This is a genomic window from uncultured Microbulbifer sp. (assembly GCF_947504145.1).
Lineage (GTDB): Bacteria > Pseudomonadota > Gammaproteobacteria > Pseudomonadales > Cellvibrionaceae > Microbulbifer.
Genome location: NZ_CANNGQ010000001.1, coordinates 152253 through 168587, shown reverse-complemented (window position 1 = coordinate 168587; position 16335 = coordinate 152253). Strand labels below are relative to the sequence as shown.

Genomic DNA, 16335 nt, shown 5'->3' with positions numbered 1-16335 from the left:
GCTTGAGCAAATGAGCTTTTTACAAACAATTGGGAAGTCGATACCACTCCGAAAAGGGCTTTTGAGGCAGGTACAAAATTCCATTTACCCCTACCCTTATACTTCGTCCATGGTGAAATATAAGTATGTTTTCGTACACATCCCAAAATCCGGAGGTACGAGCATGCTCAGAGCGCTTAAAGCTCCTACTCGAAGGAATCATGCACCTTGGGAAATATATAAAGAAGCAAACAGGTTTTATTTTGACGATTTTTTCAAGTTCACGATAGTACGCCACCCAGTCACAAGAATTTATTCTGCATATAACTACATTTTAAATGGCGGAAATGGTCGACCCGCTGACCTTGAATTCTCTCATCACCTACAGATTACCTCTCCCACGTTTGAGAGTTTTATTTTGGATTATCTAACACCATCAAGCGTCTTCAAGCATAACCTGTTTCGCCCACAAGTATTTTTTGTTTGCAATTATTTTGATGAAATTGTAGTCGATCACGTATGTAAGTTAGAACATATTGAAGATGAAATTATTGCTGTTTTTAAGAATTTAAATATACCTTCCCCAGAGAATTTCCCTCACGCAAACAATACTTACCATTCGGAAGAGACTCCAGACTTCAGTGAAGAAATTAAGTCCGCAATCTATGAATTGTATCACTCCGATTTCAGAGTTTTCGGGTATGAAATTAGCGTTTGATGAGATTTATTCTCATAAGATGGAAATTTAAAAGCATCTTCTTTTGGGGAAAATGACGTGACGGTGTTATCTACTTGGTGCAGCCAAGAAAAAGAATTTCTGCGAACCTCGGCGGTTAGTATTACCGCTCGTATTTTGGCCGCACTAAGTGCGGTTCTTGCAAGTGTGGTGGTTGGTCGTCAGCTTGGAGCTGCTGAGTCAGGTTACTACTTTTTGGCCTTTAGTCTTATTACCGTTCTGGCGGCTTTTTCCCGCGTGGGGCTCGACAATGCGGTGCTCCGTTTTACTGGTGCCGCATTAGTAGAGCAGGCATGGGGAGTAGTACGATCAGTATCCCACCGGTCCATTCTGTTAGTAGCTTGTGTTAGCTCGCTTATGGCCCTGACACTGCACTTATCCGCAGGCATACTTGCCAACTATGTGTTCGGTAAGCCCAGTTTGGAGGAGGTGCTTCGCGCAATGGCCCCAGGTCTGGTAGGCCTTGCGCTCCTCACTCTAGTCTCCATGAGTTTACAAGGGTTGAGGCGTGTTGTTGCGTCGGTAACCACCGTTGGCATTTTGGTCAACCTGCTGCTCGCTCTGGCGCTATTACTCTTCGGGATTAAAAACGCTGAATATGCAGGTTGGGCTTACAGCGCTGCCACGCTGTCAATTATGTTTATCGCTTATGCTTTCTTCAGATTGGGAATTGGTGACAGTACTGGTCTCATCACTTGGCGAGCTCTATTCCAAAGCTGCCTACCACTATGGGTTACGATGATCATGAGCCAGCTGGTTTTGTGGTCCGGGCAGATTATTGCTGGAATTTGGTGTGCGCCTGATGCGGTTGCCCAACTTGCTGTGGCCCAGCGTACCGCGCTTTTAACTAGTTTTATCCTCACTGCCTGTAACTTGGTGATCGCTCCTCGCTTTGCCGCAATGTACAAAAAGGGGCAAACACTTGAAGCGGAAAGATTGGCGCTCTCGTCAGTGAAATTAATGGTATTGCTTGCTCTTCCGGCTGTGACGGTTATGTTAGTAGCACCCGGCTTGGTGATGTCGCTATTTGGAGATGGCTTTAGAGATGGGGCTCATCTGCTACAAATTCTAGTCATTGGGCAGTTTGTAAATGTCGTGACAGGTTCTGTTGCAATACTATTGACTATGTCTGGTCACGAAAGGGAATTGCGAAATATGGCCCTGATTTCAGGTCCGATTGCAGTTACCCTGGCTCTCGCGCTAGTACCTGTCTGGGGAGAAACAGGTAGTGCTGTTGCTACGGCAGTAGCTCTGGCCACACAGAACCTACTGGCAGCTTGGCAGGTGAAACGGCTGCTCGGCTTCAACACGCTCGCGGTCTGGCGACGCTAAGTAGCCATACTAGACTTGCCTCAAAATTACTGTATATATAATACACAGATATTTTAGGTTCTCGATGGCCTCGAGAAAAGGTATGACTTATTGTACTTATAACAAGCCTAAGCTGAGATGATCTCTACGTATTAGCCTTGAGCCATATGATATAAATGACATGCTTGTTACTAAAATAGAACTAATTTTTGACAGGGTGTCAGGGCAACAACGGTTTCCCAATTGACACCACGGATATTGACTGAATTTCGAGATATTGGGGAGGGGAGATGCGCAGCCTGTATGCGGGCCTTCTACGTGAGTTTTCACTTTTATTGACATGGCTAACGCGATTTTTGGATCTGGCAGTACTTTGGGCCGCCTGCTGGCTGGCTTATGGCATTGTTTTCGAGGGGCGGAGCTTTGGTTTTAGATACCTAGTTGCCTTCGTTATTGCTGCTGCACTTTCTTTTTCTGTTTATCCCTATTTCTCGCTATATCGTGTACGGCGCGGTGTACCGTTCATTCAAGAGCTTCGTACCGTTAGTGTTGCCTGGGTGACACTTTTTACCGGACTAGCGCTACTTTCTGTCATTACAAAAACCTCAAATGATTATTCGCGGCTGTGGTTTGGCCTGTGGTTCGGTTTGGGCTTTTTGTGCTTGCTTGCCAGTAGGTTGGCTATACGAGGCATTCTGGCTCGCCTACGCATGAGGGGTATCAATCACAGTAAAATGGTGATTGTCGGTGGCTCCGATTTAGCAAAAGAGGCTGCGGAAAGGATAAAGCTCTCTCCAGAGCTTGGTTACGACATAGTGGGTTTTTTCTCCGATTTTGAAGGGGCAAAGACTGGTGATATCGGTAACGATATAGAATTCTTGGGGGCGTCCGCAGATACAGCTGCGTACGTCTCCCGGAACCATGTGGACCAGGTCTGGATTGCCATGTCGTTGGAGCAAACGGCCACGATCAAACAGGTAGTAGACAGCCTAGACACTTCCACAGTCGACGTGTGTTATATACCGGATATTTTTAGCTTTTCGTTACTGAATCATTCAGTTTCCGAAGTCGGAGATATGCCACTGGTAAATATCTCCGTATCACCCATGAGCGGTGTCAATCGCCTGATTAAGGCTCTTGAAGACCGAATTATCGCGGCGTTAATCTTGGCAATAATTTCGCCGGCAATGCTGATTCTAGCCATCGGTGTAAAGTTAAGCTCTCCCGGGCCGGTTTTCTATCGGCAAGAGCGGGTAAGCTGGAACGGTCAGCACTTTGAGATGCTTAAGTTTCGCTCAATGCCTGTGGACAGTGAAAAAGATGGCATCCAATGGGGAGGGGGTCGAAACAAGGCGGCGCTTCCGTTCGGCCAGTTTATTCGCAGAACGTCACTCGACGAATTGCCACAGTTTCTTAATGTTTTGATGGGGCAGATGTCGATTGTAGGTCCCCGCCCCGAGCGTCCCGTATTTGTGGAGCAGTTTAAAGCCGAGATACCAGGTTATATGAAGAAACATAAAGTGAAGGCCGGCATTACCGGTTGGGCGCAGATTAATGGTTGGAGGGGGGACACTGACCTTACCAAGCGCGTTGAATACGATCTGTATTACATTCGCAATTGGTCGCCTTGGCTTGATATTAAGATTATCTTTTTTACAATATTTAAGGGCTTTGTAAGTAAGCACGCCTATTAATCAAACTTCTATCAATGATGGCAAGCCCATAGGGAACCCAGGCCAAACAAAGTACCGCCGTTTGCCCCACCATAGGAATATACGAATCGACCTCCTTTAGCGCTACAATACGCCACTCGATACTAATCAGTATAGCCATAAAGTTTAACTGTTACGCGCTCCCTTTTTAAGCGAGGAAACTCGATTACACCCGAGAACTGCTACCCGTAGTCAAACTATGGTATCGAAGAATGACAAATGAAATAACTAGAACCATCATTACCATGGGCGCAGTATGGTAGAAAATCCCATCAACGAGGCCAAAAACAAGGCCTCCTACAAGAAGTGAAGCAGCCAAAAGATCAGTATCGGACTCTGAATAAATAATCAAATACAATGATTTTTTAACCAAAGACACGGATAGACCAATAAACAAAATTAACCCTATGGCACCAAATTCTATTAAAAACTGTACCAAGCTACTATGTGGCTGGCCCGACCCGGCTCTCCAAACTCCGTAACGAGCAAATGCATCGGGTGCCATTCCAAAAACCTGAGCAAGAACATCCTGCTGTAAGTAGGCATCAAGGCTGGCCATCCAAAGATCAATACGCTTTGAACTAAGTTGATTCAAAGAGTCCGACGCAACGGTTTTTAAAGTAGTGTCATAGAGAAATACCGTTTTACCTGTCACGAGAATTAATAACAAAGAGCATATGAGAATAAAAAAACACACAATCTCCAGCTTTTGGGGCGGCCTATTCCACAAGCGTAATCGAACAACCGTATAAGAAGCCATTAACGCAAGCATCATTCCCCTACCTGCAGTCCACACGGCAGTTACACATAGAATAAAAGCAAACAGAATCAGGCCTAAACTCCTCAAGTTATCCTTTAACAAAAACACCAATACAGGCAATGCAAAGTACAAATCGTAATTAAAGTGACGAAGATCCTGATAAATAGGAGGCTGCCTCTTTACTTGCCCTTCGAGGCTGGGATCCTGAAGTAAGAACACGAAAACCGCAAAAGAAATAGCAACCCCCACTATGACAGCAAGCTTTACGCGAAGCATACTAAGAAAGAGTCCTACATCCTTTTGGTATAACTCAGACACGGACAGGTACAGCGCCAACATGCAAATGATAACGAAATACCTATCAACAAAGAAAATCAACGTTCCAGAAATAATCCACGCAATAGAAAACATAAGTAGCAAAAGACCAAGCGGTATTGCTCCTGGAACAGCCGAAAACACTATCTTTTCGTAATCATACTGATAGAGAATGATTAGCCCAGCGGCAACCGTTAGACTCACCATTGCAGAATAATAGTTAAACGGGAACCAAGGATTTCCTATTGAAAAGTAAACTGGAGAAAAAAAGAGGCCCACAGCTAATACAGTAAATACAAACGACCTAACTCTGGTCAATAAACAATTAATAGCTGAAAACATACCCCCGCCTCGCCCGGTTTAATGCCCAATCAGTGTATCAAGTTAATTATTCGTTGTATTTCTTCGTGATTACCGATGACCTATCAAGCACACGGTTATTTTCATAGGTAATCATCCTAACTGCGGACTTCATTAGTCTTGAGTTATCGTAAATTTTCACTTCCGTCCCACCTTTCAACAAATCACCTTGAATACGATAACAGTCACCACGGCCGAAATTTTTAACAAACTCAGAGATATCCGTATCCGCCCAACAGCTTTGGTAGGCTCCACCACCACACATTGGTGTAGGCGAGAGACAGATCTGTTCACCTAGCCGCACAATCACTTCGCCCCCCTTCATCATGACAGCCCATGGCTCAACTACCTGGTCGAACAGGTTCTTCCCTACGAACGTCCCAGAATCATATTGAATATCCAGCAGGGATAAAAGCGTCGGCGGGATATCCACATGACTTCCAACCTGAGAAATTCGCTGCCCACCCTTTAATTCCGGGTGATAGATAAACAGTGGAACCCGAAAATACTGCTCATTTTGGCGCACATGATCCAGCTCAGAAATAAAGCTCCATACACCGTGATCCCCAGTGACTATGAGAATAGTATTTTTAGCTAAAGGCGAGTGGATAAACTGATTCCAGAAGTGTCCGAGCGCGTCATCACTATAGTAAATAGCATTTTCATATCCGGCATATACCTTCTCTGATTTTGACATACTGTTCGTCAATTCGTTGGGTACAGTTAAGGGCCAATCATACTGAAAGGGATAATGCGCACTCAGGGTCATAAGATGCGCAAAGAAAGGTTGCTCTGAGTCTGCCTGCAATCGCTGCAATGCTAATTCATAAAAATCAGCGTCAGAAAGCCCCCAGCCAATGTAATTACGATTATCGATTTCATTGAGAACCCGATCTGCGTGAAAATAAATATCATGAAAACCGAGCTGTGGGAGATAATTTTCTCGGTTATAAAACTTGCCACGATTTGCGTGCATGTAATAAGTTTTATAATCAGATTCATCGAGAAATTTCGGTAAGCAGTTTAAGTTCTTTTCTCCTTCGAGCTCAGCAATTGACAGTTTTGCATTATGATCGAAGAAACCACAGAGAATGGCATTCTCGCTTTTCACCGTATAGTTGGAGCTTGCGTAAAAACTTTCAAAAAGAACACCTTTTGTTGCCATTTCATCAAAATGAGGTGTTAACGAGCCCTGCCCTCCATATACACCAATAAAAGAAGCTCGGAACGACTCTAGAGTCACAACAATCACATTGTATTTATTTCCTGCCAACTGCCCGGAAAGAAACTTATTTGGATTTTCAACGTGATTTCGTGATTTGAACTGCTGCCAATCCTCTTTAGTTTCAATATCAGGTACAGCCATGGGATAGAAAAATGCCTGCACTGGATGGAAGTAATATGGAGACAATGCCAATGCATTTGCCTGCCTTAAACGCTCCAATTGAAAGATCGACAAGCTGACAAAAACTATCGACAACAACAAACAAGTAGACGACTGAAGTAGCACCCGAGAGGGAAATATAGTAAATGCTCGCAACCTGGCATAGAGCAGGACCACCAATACCGTAATTACAGCTTGAACCGAGAATTGTGGCCAATAGGCATACTGGCTTAGCGATTCGAACGCACGCAAACCATCCCGTGCAAATGCAAGGTATTCGTAGTTAAAGTAACTTTGGAAAAACTGATAGTGCCACCAGTTGGAAAACACCAGAAGCAAGAACAAGGTGAAATAAAGCGAGACTACCAAGTAAGCAAGACGTGACGGCAGGAATAGCGACAACAGTAAAAAGGACAGTGTGAGAAAAGCAAGCCCTAAACTTCCTTCAACACCAACAAAAACAGGTTGAGGGCCACCAAGATGCCCCATGAAGCCGGCCATTACGATGATCAAGAACGAGATTACGAGCTTCAGTCCTGCCTGCTTTTCATGGAACATTGGACATTAAATCTAATCAAAAAAATCTGTTAGAGCCTACCAGCCCAACTAGTGAGGCAGTATGAAAGCAAAAAGGCCCCAAAATATGGGGCCTTTAAGTAATCCAGCTAGCTCGATCGCCGGAAGGATCTTAGCTACGGCAAGAGCCCGGCAGGTATTTAGGGTCAACGCCGCTAGTCGCGCCAGGACCACATTCCCAATGATGGACAGTAGCACCTACATCACCATTAGTAATTGCGGTAGTTGCATCAGAGAAGGGAACCAACTGAATAGTGGTGCTGTTCACGGAAGAAGGAAGATCAGGTGCCGCAGTGGAATCAGCTACAGTAACAGTAACCACGCCAGCATTATTGGTAGCGATTGACCCTACATATTTGGTAGTTGCAGTCGAAGACTCACAGCCCCATTCCCCAGCGTTAGGCAAAGTGGTCCCAGTAGCAGATTGGATGGTTTCAGTGATGCTGGTACGACACTGAGAGGCCGCAAGTACAACCTCAGACATTTTCGCACGCACGGTGTAATCTTGATACGCAGGCAACGCTACCGCAGCCAGAATACCAATGATTGCAACCACGATCATCAATTCAATAAGAGTAAAGCCCTGTTGCTTTTTCATTGTAACCGTCTCCATACAGACTGTTGTTTTTAAGATGAAATCCCGTGAGGAAGTCGGCAGTTACAATACCGGTAATGTGGCAAAACGCGCAAGCGTGGAAATTGTCCTTATGGTGTAGTTTGCGAGGAAAGTCATACTAGGATTGATCGCTTGTTAGCCAATACTTTTAAATTTTGAGCAAGTCATGGCGCGTAGTGACGAAATTTGTCAGGCGCTGGCAGAGAGGGGATGACTTGATCGCGCAACACAGTGCTGCAAAGTTCATAGCTACTTAGAAGACTGTGCTGGATCCCGGACCGATCCGGGACGGCGGTTAGCTCTGTGATACGTTATTTGGGAAGATATCCAGTTCACAGCTTTCGGGAATGGCTCGTCGGGATCATTGGCTGGCGGGTGCTTATTCGCTATATTGGCGAGTCTGCCAATGGCAAATTTTCTTTGCTGGCCGGCACTTAAGAACAAAATTTAAACAAAGATAATACATTCGGCACTCACATTAACGGTTCCCCATGAGCAGCACTCCACTGAGCGGCCTGGCCAAGCGGCTGGTATCTGACAACGCCATTGATGAGCCTACGGCCCAATCGGCCATAAAAGCGGCTAAGCGCGAGGGGCAAACCTTTGCCCAACACGCGGTAGAGGCCAAGCTGATCAAGAGCCGGGAGCTGGCCAGTATTGCATCGGCGGCCTTCGGCAGTCCGCTGTTTGACCTCTCTAGCTACAACTTTGACCTCCTCCCCAAAGATATTGTTGACGAAAAACTGATCAGCAAACATTTTGCGCTGCCTCTATATAAGCGGGGCAATCGGCTGTTTGTGGCAGTGGCAGACCCCACCAACTTGGCGGGACTGGATGAAATCAATTTCAATACCGGCTTGAATACCGATGCCGTTCTGGTGGAAACCGAGAAGCTTGCAAAGGCGATCGAAAGCTACTTATCCAATAGTGGAGACATTGGCGGTGGCCTAGAGGGGTTAGATGATGAAGATCTCGATAGCTTGGATGTTGACGGTGGAGAAGCCAGGCAGGAAGACAACAATGATGCTGGTGGCGATGAAGCACCTGTCGTTCGTTTTGTAAACAAGGTATTGCTGGATGCAATCCGCACCGGCGCCTCAGATATTCACTTCGAACCCTACGAGAAGCTCTACCGGGTTCGTTTACGTACCGATGGTGTGCTGCATGAGGTGGCGCGCCCGCCAATCCAATTGGCCACGCGCATTTCCGCCCGCCTGAAGGTGATGTCCAAAATGGACATCTCGGAGCGACGGGTACCTCAGGACGGCCGTATCAAGATGAAGCTGTCCAAAACCAAGGCCATCGATTTCCGGGTTAACAGCCTGCCTACACTGTGGGGCGAAAAAATTGTACTGCGGATTCTGGATCCTTCTTCGGCCAAGCTCGGTATTGATGCGCTGGGCTACGAAGAAGAACAAAAGCAGATCTATATGGATGCCTTGGCTCAACCCCAGGGCATGATTCTCGTTACTGGCCCCACCGGCTCGGGTAAAACCGTCTCGCTATACACGGGCCTGAATATCCTGAATACCGCTGAGCGTAATATCTCTACCGCAGAAGATCCGGTGGAGATCAATCTGGAGGGGATCAACCAGGTAAACGTCTCCAACAAGGTAGGCCTGAACTTTGCCGAAGCACTGCGCTCTTTCCTCCGCCAGGACCCCGATATCGTGATGGTTGGGGAGATTCGGGACCTGGAGACCGCTGAAATTGCAATCAAGGCCGCCCAGACCGGGCATTTGGTGCTTTCCACCCTGCACACTAATTCAGCCCCCGAGACCCTGACCCGACTGATGAATATGGGTGTACCCACCTTCAATATCGCCACTTCGGTGAGTGTGATTATCGCCCAGCGCCTCGCTCGCCGGCTGTGTGGTGAATGCAAGCAACCGGTAGATCTACCGGATGAAGTTCTGAAAGAGGAAGGTTTTGATGCGGTTACCATGCCCAAGAGCGAGTGGAAAATTTACCAGCCGGTAGGCTGCGAGCACTGCTCCAAGGGCTACAAGGGTCGCGTAGGCGTGTATGAAGTGGTTCGCATCACTGACGGGATTTCGCGCATTATAATGGAGGGAGGTAACTCCATTCAGATCGCTGACCAAGCGCAAAAAGAAGGCTTCAATAACCTCCGCACTTCGGCTTTGCGGAAAGTAGTGATGGGGGTTACCAGTCTTGAGGAAGCTAACCGGGTAACGAACGATTGAGCGCTGGGCTCGAATCAAGCAGTGAAGGTATAAGACCGAACTCCGGAGCGAGCCCGGAATGACGATAATTGAATAATTAATTGTATTACGGGTCGATTCGACTTCGTTTTAAGAGCAACGGGAATAACAACATGGCCAACGCCTCAGTAGCAACCGCTTATATCTTTAAGGGTGTGGATGCCAAAGGCAATAAGGTTGAAGGTGAAGTCAACGGTGCGAGCCCTGCTTTAATTAAAGCTCAGCTGCGTCGCCAGGGGATTATTGCCAGGAAAGTCCAAAAAAAGCCCAAACCCTTATTTGGCGGTAACAAGAAAGTAAAACCCGGTGATATTGCCATTTTCACCCGACAGATGGCCACGATGATGAAAGCTGGCGTTCCGCTGGTACAAAGCTTTGAGATTGTTGCGGATGGCCTCGATAACGCCGGTCTCAAAGAGCTAATTTACAAGATCCGAGACGATGTGGCCTCAGGCACTGCCTTTGCAGAGGCCTTACGCAAACACCCTCTCTACTTCGACGACTTGTTCTGCAACCTGGTGGCATCTGGTGAGCAATCCGGTGCGCTGGAAACCATGCTGGACCGAATTGCCACCTACAAGGAAAAAACTGAATCCCTCAAGGCTAAAATCAAAAAAGCCATGACCTACCCAATTGCCGTACTGGTTGTGGCAGTAGTAGTTACCGCAATTTTGCTGGTCAAGGTAGTACCTCAGTTTGCAGAGACTTTTTCGAGTTTTGGTGCGGATCTCCCCTCATTCACGTTATTTGTTTTAAGTATCTCTGAGTGGATGCAGAACAACTGGCTCATTGCTTTTATTGCCCTCGTAGTCGGAATTGGCGGAACGCTGGAAGCCAAAAAGCGCAATAAGAAGGTAGCGAACTTTTTCGACAAGTTGATGCTGAAACTTCCCATCCTGGGCCTGATTACATACAACTCCATTGCCGCTCGTTATGCCCGTACCCTTTCGACAACGTTCGCCGCTGGTGTACCTCTGATTGATGCGCTGAAATCCGTTGCAGGGGCTACTGGCAACGTTGTTTACGAGGAGGCTACGTTAAAAATTCGCGATGCAGTCGCCACCGGCATTCCGCTCAATGGCGCCATGCGCTCGTCGGGACTTTATCCAACCATGCTGGTACAGATGGCAGCCATCGGTGAAGAGTCTGGCGCACTGGATGAAATGCTTGCGAAAGCGGCCGACTTTTACGAAGAAGCCGTGGACAATTTAGTCGACAACCTGACGACTCTGCTAGAGCCGATGATCATGGCGGTCCTTGGTATTCTGGTCGGCGGCTTGATGATTGCCATGTACCTGCCCATCTTCCAGCTCGGTAACGTGGTGTAAGTCGGCCAATATGCAAGATTATTTGATTACACACCAAGCGCTGCTAATAAGCAGCGCTTTTATTTTAGGCCTGCTAATCGGCAGCTTCCTCAATGTAGTCATCCACCGCCTGCCCATTATGATGGAGCGGGAATACCAGCGGGATTTTTACAGCTACTTTGAGAAAGCACCCTCTGCGGAAGACGAGAAAGAGCTGGCCCAGACTTACAATCTGGTACTGCCCCACTCCCACTGCCCCAAGTGCGAGGCAGTGATCAAGCCCTGGCAGAATGTTCCAATCGTCAGCTATTTATTGCTGCGCGGTAAATGCGGCAACTGCGACACCCCAATTTCCAAGCGCTACCCGCTGGTGGAGCTGGCCACGGGTATTCTTACCGCCATTGTGGTCTGGCAGCTGGGCTTCACCTCGCAGGCGCTGGCAGGAATGTTTTTTACCTGGGCGCTGGTCGCACTGACCGGCATTGATTTTGACAAGCAGTTGCTGCCAGACAACATCACCCTGCCGCTGTTGTGGGCGGGGCTTCTGATCAATATCTGGGGTGTATTCGTGCCGCTGCAAGATGCGGTAATCGGGGCGATTGCCGGATACCTGGCGCTGTGGAGTGTGTTCCATATCTTCAAGCTGGTCACTGGCAAGGAAGGCATGGGCGCGGGGGATTTCAAGATTCTTGCGGCCATTGGTGCCTGGTTTGGCTGGCAGGTGCTACCCATGGTGATTCTGCTCTCTGCGGCAGTGGGTGCGCTGGTCGGTATTTTGTGGACGCTCATTTCCGGACGGGACAAGAATCTGCCCATTGCCTTCGGCCCCTACCTCGCCGGCGCGGCCTGGATCGCCATGTTGTGGGGCGAGCAGATCATGGGGTGGTATTTTCGGATTTCCGGGTTGAGTAGCTAGCGAGATTGCCGCGCGTTGCGCACTGCGCTACAATCACCGGAATGATCAAGTCCTTCAAGCACAAAGGTGTTGAGCACTTTTTCCGAAGTGGCGTGAAGTCCGGCATTCAAGTCAAACACGCTCCAAAGCTTCGCATGCAACTATTGGCGCTGGATACCGCTGCGGAAATAGACGACTTGAACATTCCCGGCTATCGGCTACACCCACTAAAAGGGCAAAGGAAAGGCATCTGGTCAATCGCCGTGAGCGGCAATTGGCGACTGACCTTTGAGTTTCGTGATGGCAATGTCTATATCCTGAATTACGAGGATTACCACTCATGACCATGCACAACCCTCCACACCCCGGCGAATTCATTCAATTTACTTATATGGAGCCCTTTGGCATTAGCTGCCGCTTTTTGGCTACAAGGCTTGATGTGGCGGCCTCTACGCTGAACCGGGTACTAAAGGGCCAAAGTGGCATTAGCCCGGAAATGGCACTACGACTTTCCAAAGCCCTCGGGCGCACTCCGGAAAGCTGGTTGGCTATGCAGGATAACTTTGACTTGTGGCAAGCAAGAAAGCATGTCCGGTTGAACAACGTTCAAAGGCTGGACCCCGATGCGGCATGACGCACACAACGGCACAGCTTTCGAGCAAGAGCCAACTCTGACTTTGCACCAGAGAGAAGTATTCGATTCGCGGCTGGCCGCCTACGAATCGGATAACAATCCGGGCTCGAGCCGGAAAGGCTTCAAGAGTCGGATTACACGGAATCGCCCCCGCCTGCCCCGCAGCCCCAAGCGATAGAAGGTTGATGCTCCTATGTTGACTGTGGGCCTGACGGGAGGTATCGGCAGCGGCAAGTCCGCTGCAGCCGCGCGGTTTCGGCACCATGGGGTGAATGTGGTGGATGCGGATGTTGCCGCGCGCGTTGTGGTTGAGCCTGGGCAGCCGGCGCTTGCGGCGATTGCGGAACATTTTGGGGCTGGCGTGATTCAGGCGGATGGGGCGCTGGACCGGGCGGCGTTGCGCCAGCTGGTGTTCAATGACCCGGGAGGGCGGCGCTGGCTGGAACGCTTGACCCATCCGTTAATCCGTGAAGAAATTATTTCCTCTCTTGGAGCCAGTTCAAAGACCCACTCTGCTCCTTACGCGATTCTCGAATCTCCCTTGTTGATCGAATCCGGCCAGTTCGAACTGGTACAGCGGATTTGTGTGGTGGATATTCCGGAGGAATTGCAGTTGCAGCGCGCCAGTACGCGGGATGCCAATTCGGTGGAGCAGATCCGCAAGATTATGGACGCGCAGCTACCGCGGGCGGAGCGGTGTGCAAAGGCGGACGATATTCTGGATAATAGCGGCTCGCTCGAATCACTCAATGCGCAGGTGGATACGCTTCACCAGAAGTACGTTCAACTAGCCGCCCACTCTCAATAACATTCGCAATAGCTGTAGTTATGTCCAACCCCGAAACACCAACCGTCGCCTGCCCTACCTGCAAGAAACCGATGGAATGGAGCCCCAAGAACCTCTACCGCCCATTTTGCTGCGAGCGCTGCAAGCTGATTGACCTTGGTGAGTGGGCCAGTGAAGGACACAAGATCCCGGGGCAGCCGGTGTTTGACGATGTGATGAGTGAGGACCTGGATCCTTCCAAAACCCGGCACTGAGCGCACCGTACGGGTGAGCGTGCTTCGGCTAACGCCCGCGGCGCTCGACCTCTCGGCGCGCTACTTAGCGGACAAAGCTGGCATCTCTGCTTTTGTTCTGTTCTCACTATCGGCATTAACCTCAACCGACGCAGGACCAATGGCAAGGCAGCCCGGTAGCGGGCGAGGCTGGATGCGTTGGTCGATAAAGGCCGCTACGTCTTCTTTGGGGGCGCGGTGATCTCCACCTTGTTTGGGTTGGGATTTATCCGTGTAGCCCTTACCACTCCACATATACATTGTATGTTTCGCGTCTCTCACAAGATGGCCGGAAAGCTTGGGTAGGGGGTGTTCATCGTTGGGCTTGGTGGCATTTTGCCGTTCTGATTTCGCCACTTCGGATAAATTTATGGTGACCGTATCCATAATGGATTCCATTAACTCGCGGTAATTACTTGTGGGGCTCCGCTGAGCCTGCCTGTACGGGTTTCCAGCATTGGATAGCCATTGCGTGACCATAAAATGCCCCATTACGCAGTATTGATGGCCTATTGGGGTCAACCAGAAGAAATCCTGCGCGCCACTCCACAATGGCTGGGTTTCAAAATACAGCCACTCGCTACCATTTCGATCCAACCACTGGCTGTTGATCGGGGACAAATAGTTAGGCCATTGATGCTGCGTCAGATCAAAAGGGTTCCTGTCTTCAGCGTGTCCCTTATGGTATCGCCCGATATCCGTCCTATCGTGCAAGCGGGCGACCAGTTCGGCCAAGGTCGAACGGGTAAAGAGGCTCTGATTAATGGCAAGATCTTTTACGTGCAGTACACTCAACCGCAATACTAAATCGCCAAGTGTTTCACCATCCAAGATGGGCCGCCCGGTAAAATTCCATCCACTAAGCCAGATCCGTGCATCCTGTATACAATTTTCTTCTTCGCTGTTCTCATAGGGCTTATAGATTGCAGTATCACCAAGGTCGAACGTATCAGGCTGTTCTTCAAGTTCGCTACGCCCCCGCAGTGGTAACCGCATCATCGGCGTAGAGAACCGAATACGGGTACCGGAAATATTCTTGTCGACGCTCTGAAGCCTATGCCAAGCGGGCCCTTTTGGGCTTATCTCATTGCCAAAAATCATAAATTTGCCTACTCAGCCTTGTTTGCGAAAGCGATTTAACCATGCACCGAGCTGTTGACCGGGGTTTTTATAATGGCTGTCTCTAGCTCCTGGTAAAGACGCGATCAGGATACTCGCCCCCAAAATGGCCAGACTAGCGGGTACTCCCGCCGTAGAGATCATTGCGGTTGCCGCGCCGGTAACAAACAAGCCTTTGGTACCTGACTGCCAGAGCAGGTCCCCACCTTTGCCCAGCATTTCGTCTTTCGAGGTGCGATGGCGCAGCTCATCTGCCAAACAAAGCAGTGGCCCGACGCCAAAATGTAAACCGCCGACCAACTGTGCCGGGCCTGGTGAGATGTTGTGCCAGGTACTGTCTTTCGTATCCATTTTGATCGCGTGACGGGCCCGATCTGCGACCAGGTGACTCGAAGACGCATCACTGAGGAAGATTTTTTGTCGCTCTTCGAGGTTAACCTTCTTATGCGCCAGCTGCTGCATGGCTTCTGTTAACACCCATGCCCCGTGCTTGTGAGCCGTCCACTCGACGTACAACTGCTTTTCATGAGCCTCGTACATATGTTGCGCTAAGACTCTTGAGGCTCTACGTTGCTCATCGGTTCCATTTAGCCCCAAACTCTTTATCGAAACCCACTCGTTTACCAAAGCACTTGAACCTGACGGCACATAGAGAAGTTGAAAGCCAGTATATTCCAGACTAGCCTTTTTACCTTCATCGCCGCGAGCCATACGCTTTCCCAGTGCTGTAGCCGCATGAGCCAGATCTTCACTGTGGCCATTTACACCAACTTTTATTGGGCTCTCTTTTTTACCTGCCATTTTGGGCGATGGCTCCAACTGTAACTTGGGGTCAGCACCACCCTGAACCCATTGATCACCTGAGCGGTGCTCAATACTCCAAAGCGCGGAGCGCCGCTCTTCCCGCGCGTCCTCCATCGCCATCCGAATATCCACAATCTCCACATCCGTCTGACATCCCCCATAGTAACTGTTCAGCTCATACTCAATCTCAAATCCCCCGGCCACCAGCAAGCGGCGGGTAGGGCTATTCGGCTTTAACATGCTGTTGACGGGGCTGGCGGGGCCGCGGAGGCTGTTTACGGCTTTGATGAGGGTTTGTGCGTGGAAACCTTCACTGCTTTGCTGAGTGCTGAGCTGGCGGAAGTTGTCGAGTAATTGTTGATGATGGCCGTTGGCGAAAATGGCGCGGCCAGACGAGGAACCAGCAGAATTGCTACCCCAGGCTTGCAGAGCGCTAGATGATTGAACGGGGGATTGAATCGATGGCGGTTGTCCCATGGCGAGTTCCTTCTGCGGACGGGTTTTCCATTGATGTGAACCGGTCAACCCGGTGCAGAAGGTAGACTA

General features: G+C 49.2%; 15 protein-coding genes. 10 read left to right on the top strand and 5 right to left on the bottom strand.

Annotated elements, in window-relative coordinates:
* Window positions 1-10: 10 nt before the first annotated feature.
* The 3 genes from Q1A74_RS00730 to Q1A74_RS00720 all read left to right on the top strand — a co-directional run bounded on the left by Q1A74_RS00730 (window position 11) and on the right by Q1A74_RS00720 (window position 3720).
* Window positions 11-697, top strand: coding sequence for a sulfotransferase family 2 domain-containing protein (locus Q1A74_RS00730; RefSeq protein WP_367275343.1), 687 nt, complete (start codon window positions 11-13; stop codon window positions 695-697).
* A 57-nt stretch (window positions 698-754) separates the two neighbouring features.
* On the top strand, window positions 755-2047 hold the full coding sequence (locus Q1A74_RS00725; protein WP_299591423.1) for an oligosaccharide flippase family protein: 1293 nt from the start codon (window positions 755-757) through the stop codon (window positions 2045-2047).
* A gap of 269 nt (window positions 2048-2316) precedes the next feature.
* Window positions 2317-3720 carry an undecaprenyl-phosphate glucose phosphotransferase gene (locus Q1A74_RS00720; RefSeq protein WP_299591421.1) on the top strand — a complete coding sequence of 468 codons (1404 nt, stop codon included), beginning with the start codon at window positions 2317-2319 and terminating at the stop codon, window positions 3718-3720.
* 184 nt (window positions 3721-3904) lie between these two features.
* On the opposite strand, the gene Q1A74_RS00715 is transcribed toward Q1A74_RS00720, so the two are convergent.
* The 3 genes from Q1A74_RS00715 to Q1A74_RS00705 form a co-directional block, all read right to left on the bottom strand.
* Window positions 3905-5155: an O-antigen ligase gene (locus Q1A74_RS00715; RefSeq protein WP_299591419.1), complete on the bottom strand. Its 1251-nt coding sequence runs from the start codon at window positions 5153-5155 to the stop codon at window positions 3905-3907.
* 46 nt (window positions 5156-5201) lie between these two features.
* A complete protein-coding gene (locus Q1A74_RS00710; protein WP_299591417.1) occupies window positions 5202-7115 on the bottom strand; it encodes an LTA synthase family protein in 1914 nt (637 codons plus the stop codon).
* A gap of 130 nt (window positions 7116-7245) precedes the next feature.
* Window positions 7246-7731: a pilin gene (locus Q1A74_RS00705; RefSeq protein ID WP_299591415.1), complete on the bottom strand. Its 486-nt coding sequence runs from the start codon at window positions 7729-7731 to the stop codon at window positions 7246-7248.
* A 509-nt stretch (window positions 7732-8240) separates the two neighbouring features.
* On the opposite strand from Q1A74_RS00705, the gene pilB reads away from it, so the two are divergent.
* From pilB to yacG, 7 genes are all read left to right on the top strand, one after another.
* The gene (gene pilB, locus Q1A74_RS00700; protein ID WP_299591413.1) at window positions 8241-9953 is read left to right on the top strand and encodes a type IV-A pilus assembly ATPase PilB; all 1713 of its coding nucleotides are present in this window, start codon (window positions 8241-8243) and stop codon (window positions 9951-9953) included.
* Between the two features lie 131 nt (window positions 9954-10084).
* On the top strand, window positions 10085-11299 hold the full coding sequence (locus Q1A74_RS00695) for a type II secretion system F family protein (protein WP_299591411.1): 1215 nt from the start codon (window positions 10085-10087) through the stop codon (window positions 11297-11299).
* Between the two features lie 10 nt (window positions 11300-11309).
* Window positions 11310-12194: an A24 family peptidase gene (locus Q1A74_RS00690; RefSeq protein WP_299591409.1), complete on the top strand. Its 885-nt coding sequence runs from the start codon at window positions 11310-11312 to the stop codon at window positions 12192-12194.
* Between the two features lie 41 nt (window positions 12195-12235).
* Entirely contained in the window at window positions 12236-12517 is a 282-nt protein-coding gene (locus tag Q1A74_RS00685; RefSeq protein ID WP_299591407.1) for a type II toxin-antitoxin system RelE/ParE family toxin, read from the top strand.
* Entirely contained in the window at window positions 12514-12807 is a 294-nt protein-coding gene (locus Q1A74_RS00680) for a HigA family addiction module antitoxin (protein WP_299591405.1), read from the top strand. The genes Q1A74_RS00685 and Q1A74_RS00680 overlap by 4 nt, the downstream gene beginning before the upstream one ends.
* Before the next feature lie 193 nt (window positions 12808-13000).
* Entirely contained in the window at window positions 13001-13615 is a 615-nt protein-coding gene (coaE, locus tag Q1A74_RS00675) for a dephospho-CoA kinase (RefSeq protein ID WP_299591403.1), read from the top strand.
* 20 nt (window positions 13616-13635) lie between these two features.
* Entirely contained in the window at window positions 13636-13848 is a 213-nt protein-coding gene (gene yacG, locus Q1A74_RS00670; protein ID WP_299591401.1) for a DNA gyrase inhibitor YacG, read from the top strand.
* A gap of 60 nt (window positions 13849-13908) precedes the next feature.
* Here yacG and Q1A74_RS00665 read toward each other — a convergent pair whose 3' ends face one another.
* The gene (locus tag Q1A74_RS00665) at window positions 13909-14967 is read right to left on the bottom strand and encodes a hypothetical protein (RefSeq protein ID WP_299591399.1); all 1059 of its coding nucleotides are present in this window, start codon (window positions 14965-14967) and stop codon (window positions 13909-13911) included.
* A gap of 12 nt (window positions 14968-14979) precedes the next feature.
* Window positions 14980-16266: a hypothetical protein gene (locus tag Q1A74_RS00660; RefSeq protein ID WP_299591397.1), complete on the bottom strand. Its 1287-nt coding sequence runs from the start codon at window positions 16264-16266 to the stop codon at window positions 14980-14982.
* Window positions 16267-16335: the final 69 nt, after the last annotated feature.

Coding starts and splice junctions, on each gene's coding strand:
- Q1A74_RS00730 (WP_367275343.1), top strand. CDS start 11: ATGAGCTTTTTACAAACAATTGGGAAGTCGATACCACTCCGAAAAGGG.
- Q1A74_RS00720 (WP_299591421.1), top strand. CDS start 2,317: ATGCGCAGCCTGTATGCGGGCCTTCTACGTGAGTTTTCACTTTTATTG.
- Q1A74_RS00715 (WP_299591419.1), bottom strand. CDS start 5,155: ATGTTTTCAGCTATTAATTGTTTATTGACCAGAGTTAGGTCGTTTGTA.
- Q1A74_RS00710 (WP_299591417.1), bottom strand. CDS start 7,115: ATGTTCCATGAAAAGCAGGCAGGACTGAAGCTCGTAATCTCGTTCTTG.
- Q1A74_RS00705 (WP_299591415.1), bottom strand. CDS start 7,731: ATGAAAAAGCAACAGGGCTTTACTCTTATTGAATTGATGATCGTGGTT.
- pilB (WP_299591413.1), top strand. CDS start 8,241: ATGAGCAGCACTCCACTGAGCGGCCTGGCCAAGCGGCTGGTATCTGAC.
- Q1A74_RS00695 (WP_299591411.1), top strand. CDS start 10,085: ATGGCCAACGCCTCAGTAGCAACCGCTTATATCTTTAAGGGTGTGGAT.
- Q1A74_RS00690 (WP_299591409.1), top strand. CDS start 11,310: ATGCAAGATTATTTGATTACACACCAAGCGCTGCTAATAAGCAGCGCT.
- Q1A74_RS00685 (WP_299591407.1), top strand. CDS start 12,236: ATGATCAAGTCCTTCAAGCACAAAGGTGTTGAGCACTTTTTCCGAAGT.
- Q1A74_RS00680 (WP_299591405.1), top strand. CDS start 12,514: ATGACCATGCACAACCCTCCACACCCCGGCGAATTCATTCAATTTACT.
- coaE (WP_299591403.1), top strand. CDS start 13,001: ATGTTGACTGTGGGCCTGACGGGAGGTATCGGCAGCGGCAAGTCCGCT.
- yacG (WP_299591401.1), top strand. CDS start 13,636: ATGTCCAACCCCGAAACACCAACCGTCGCCTGCCCTACCTGCAAGAAA.
- Q1A74_RS00665 (WP_299591399.1), bottom strand. CDS start 14,967: ATGATTTTTGGCAATGAGATAAGCCCAAAAGGGCCCGCTTGGCATAGG.
- Q1A74_RS00660 (WP_299591397.1), bottom strand. CDS start 16,266: ATGGGACAACCGCCATCGATTCAATCCCCCGTTCAATCATCTAGCGCT.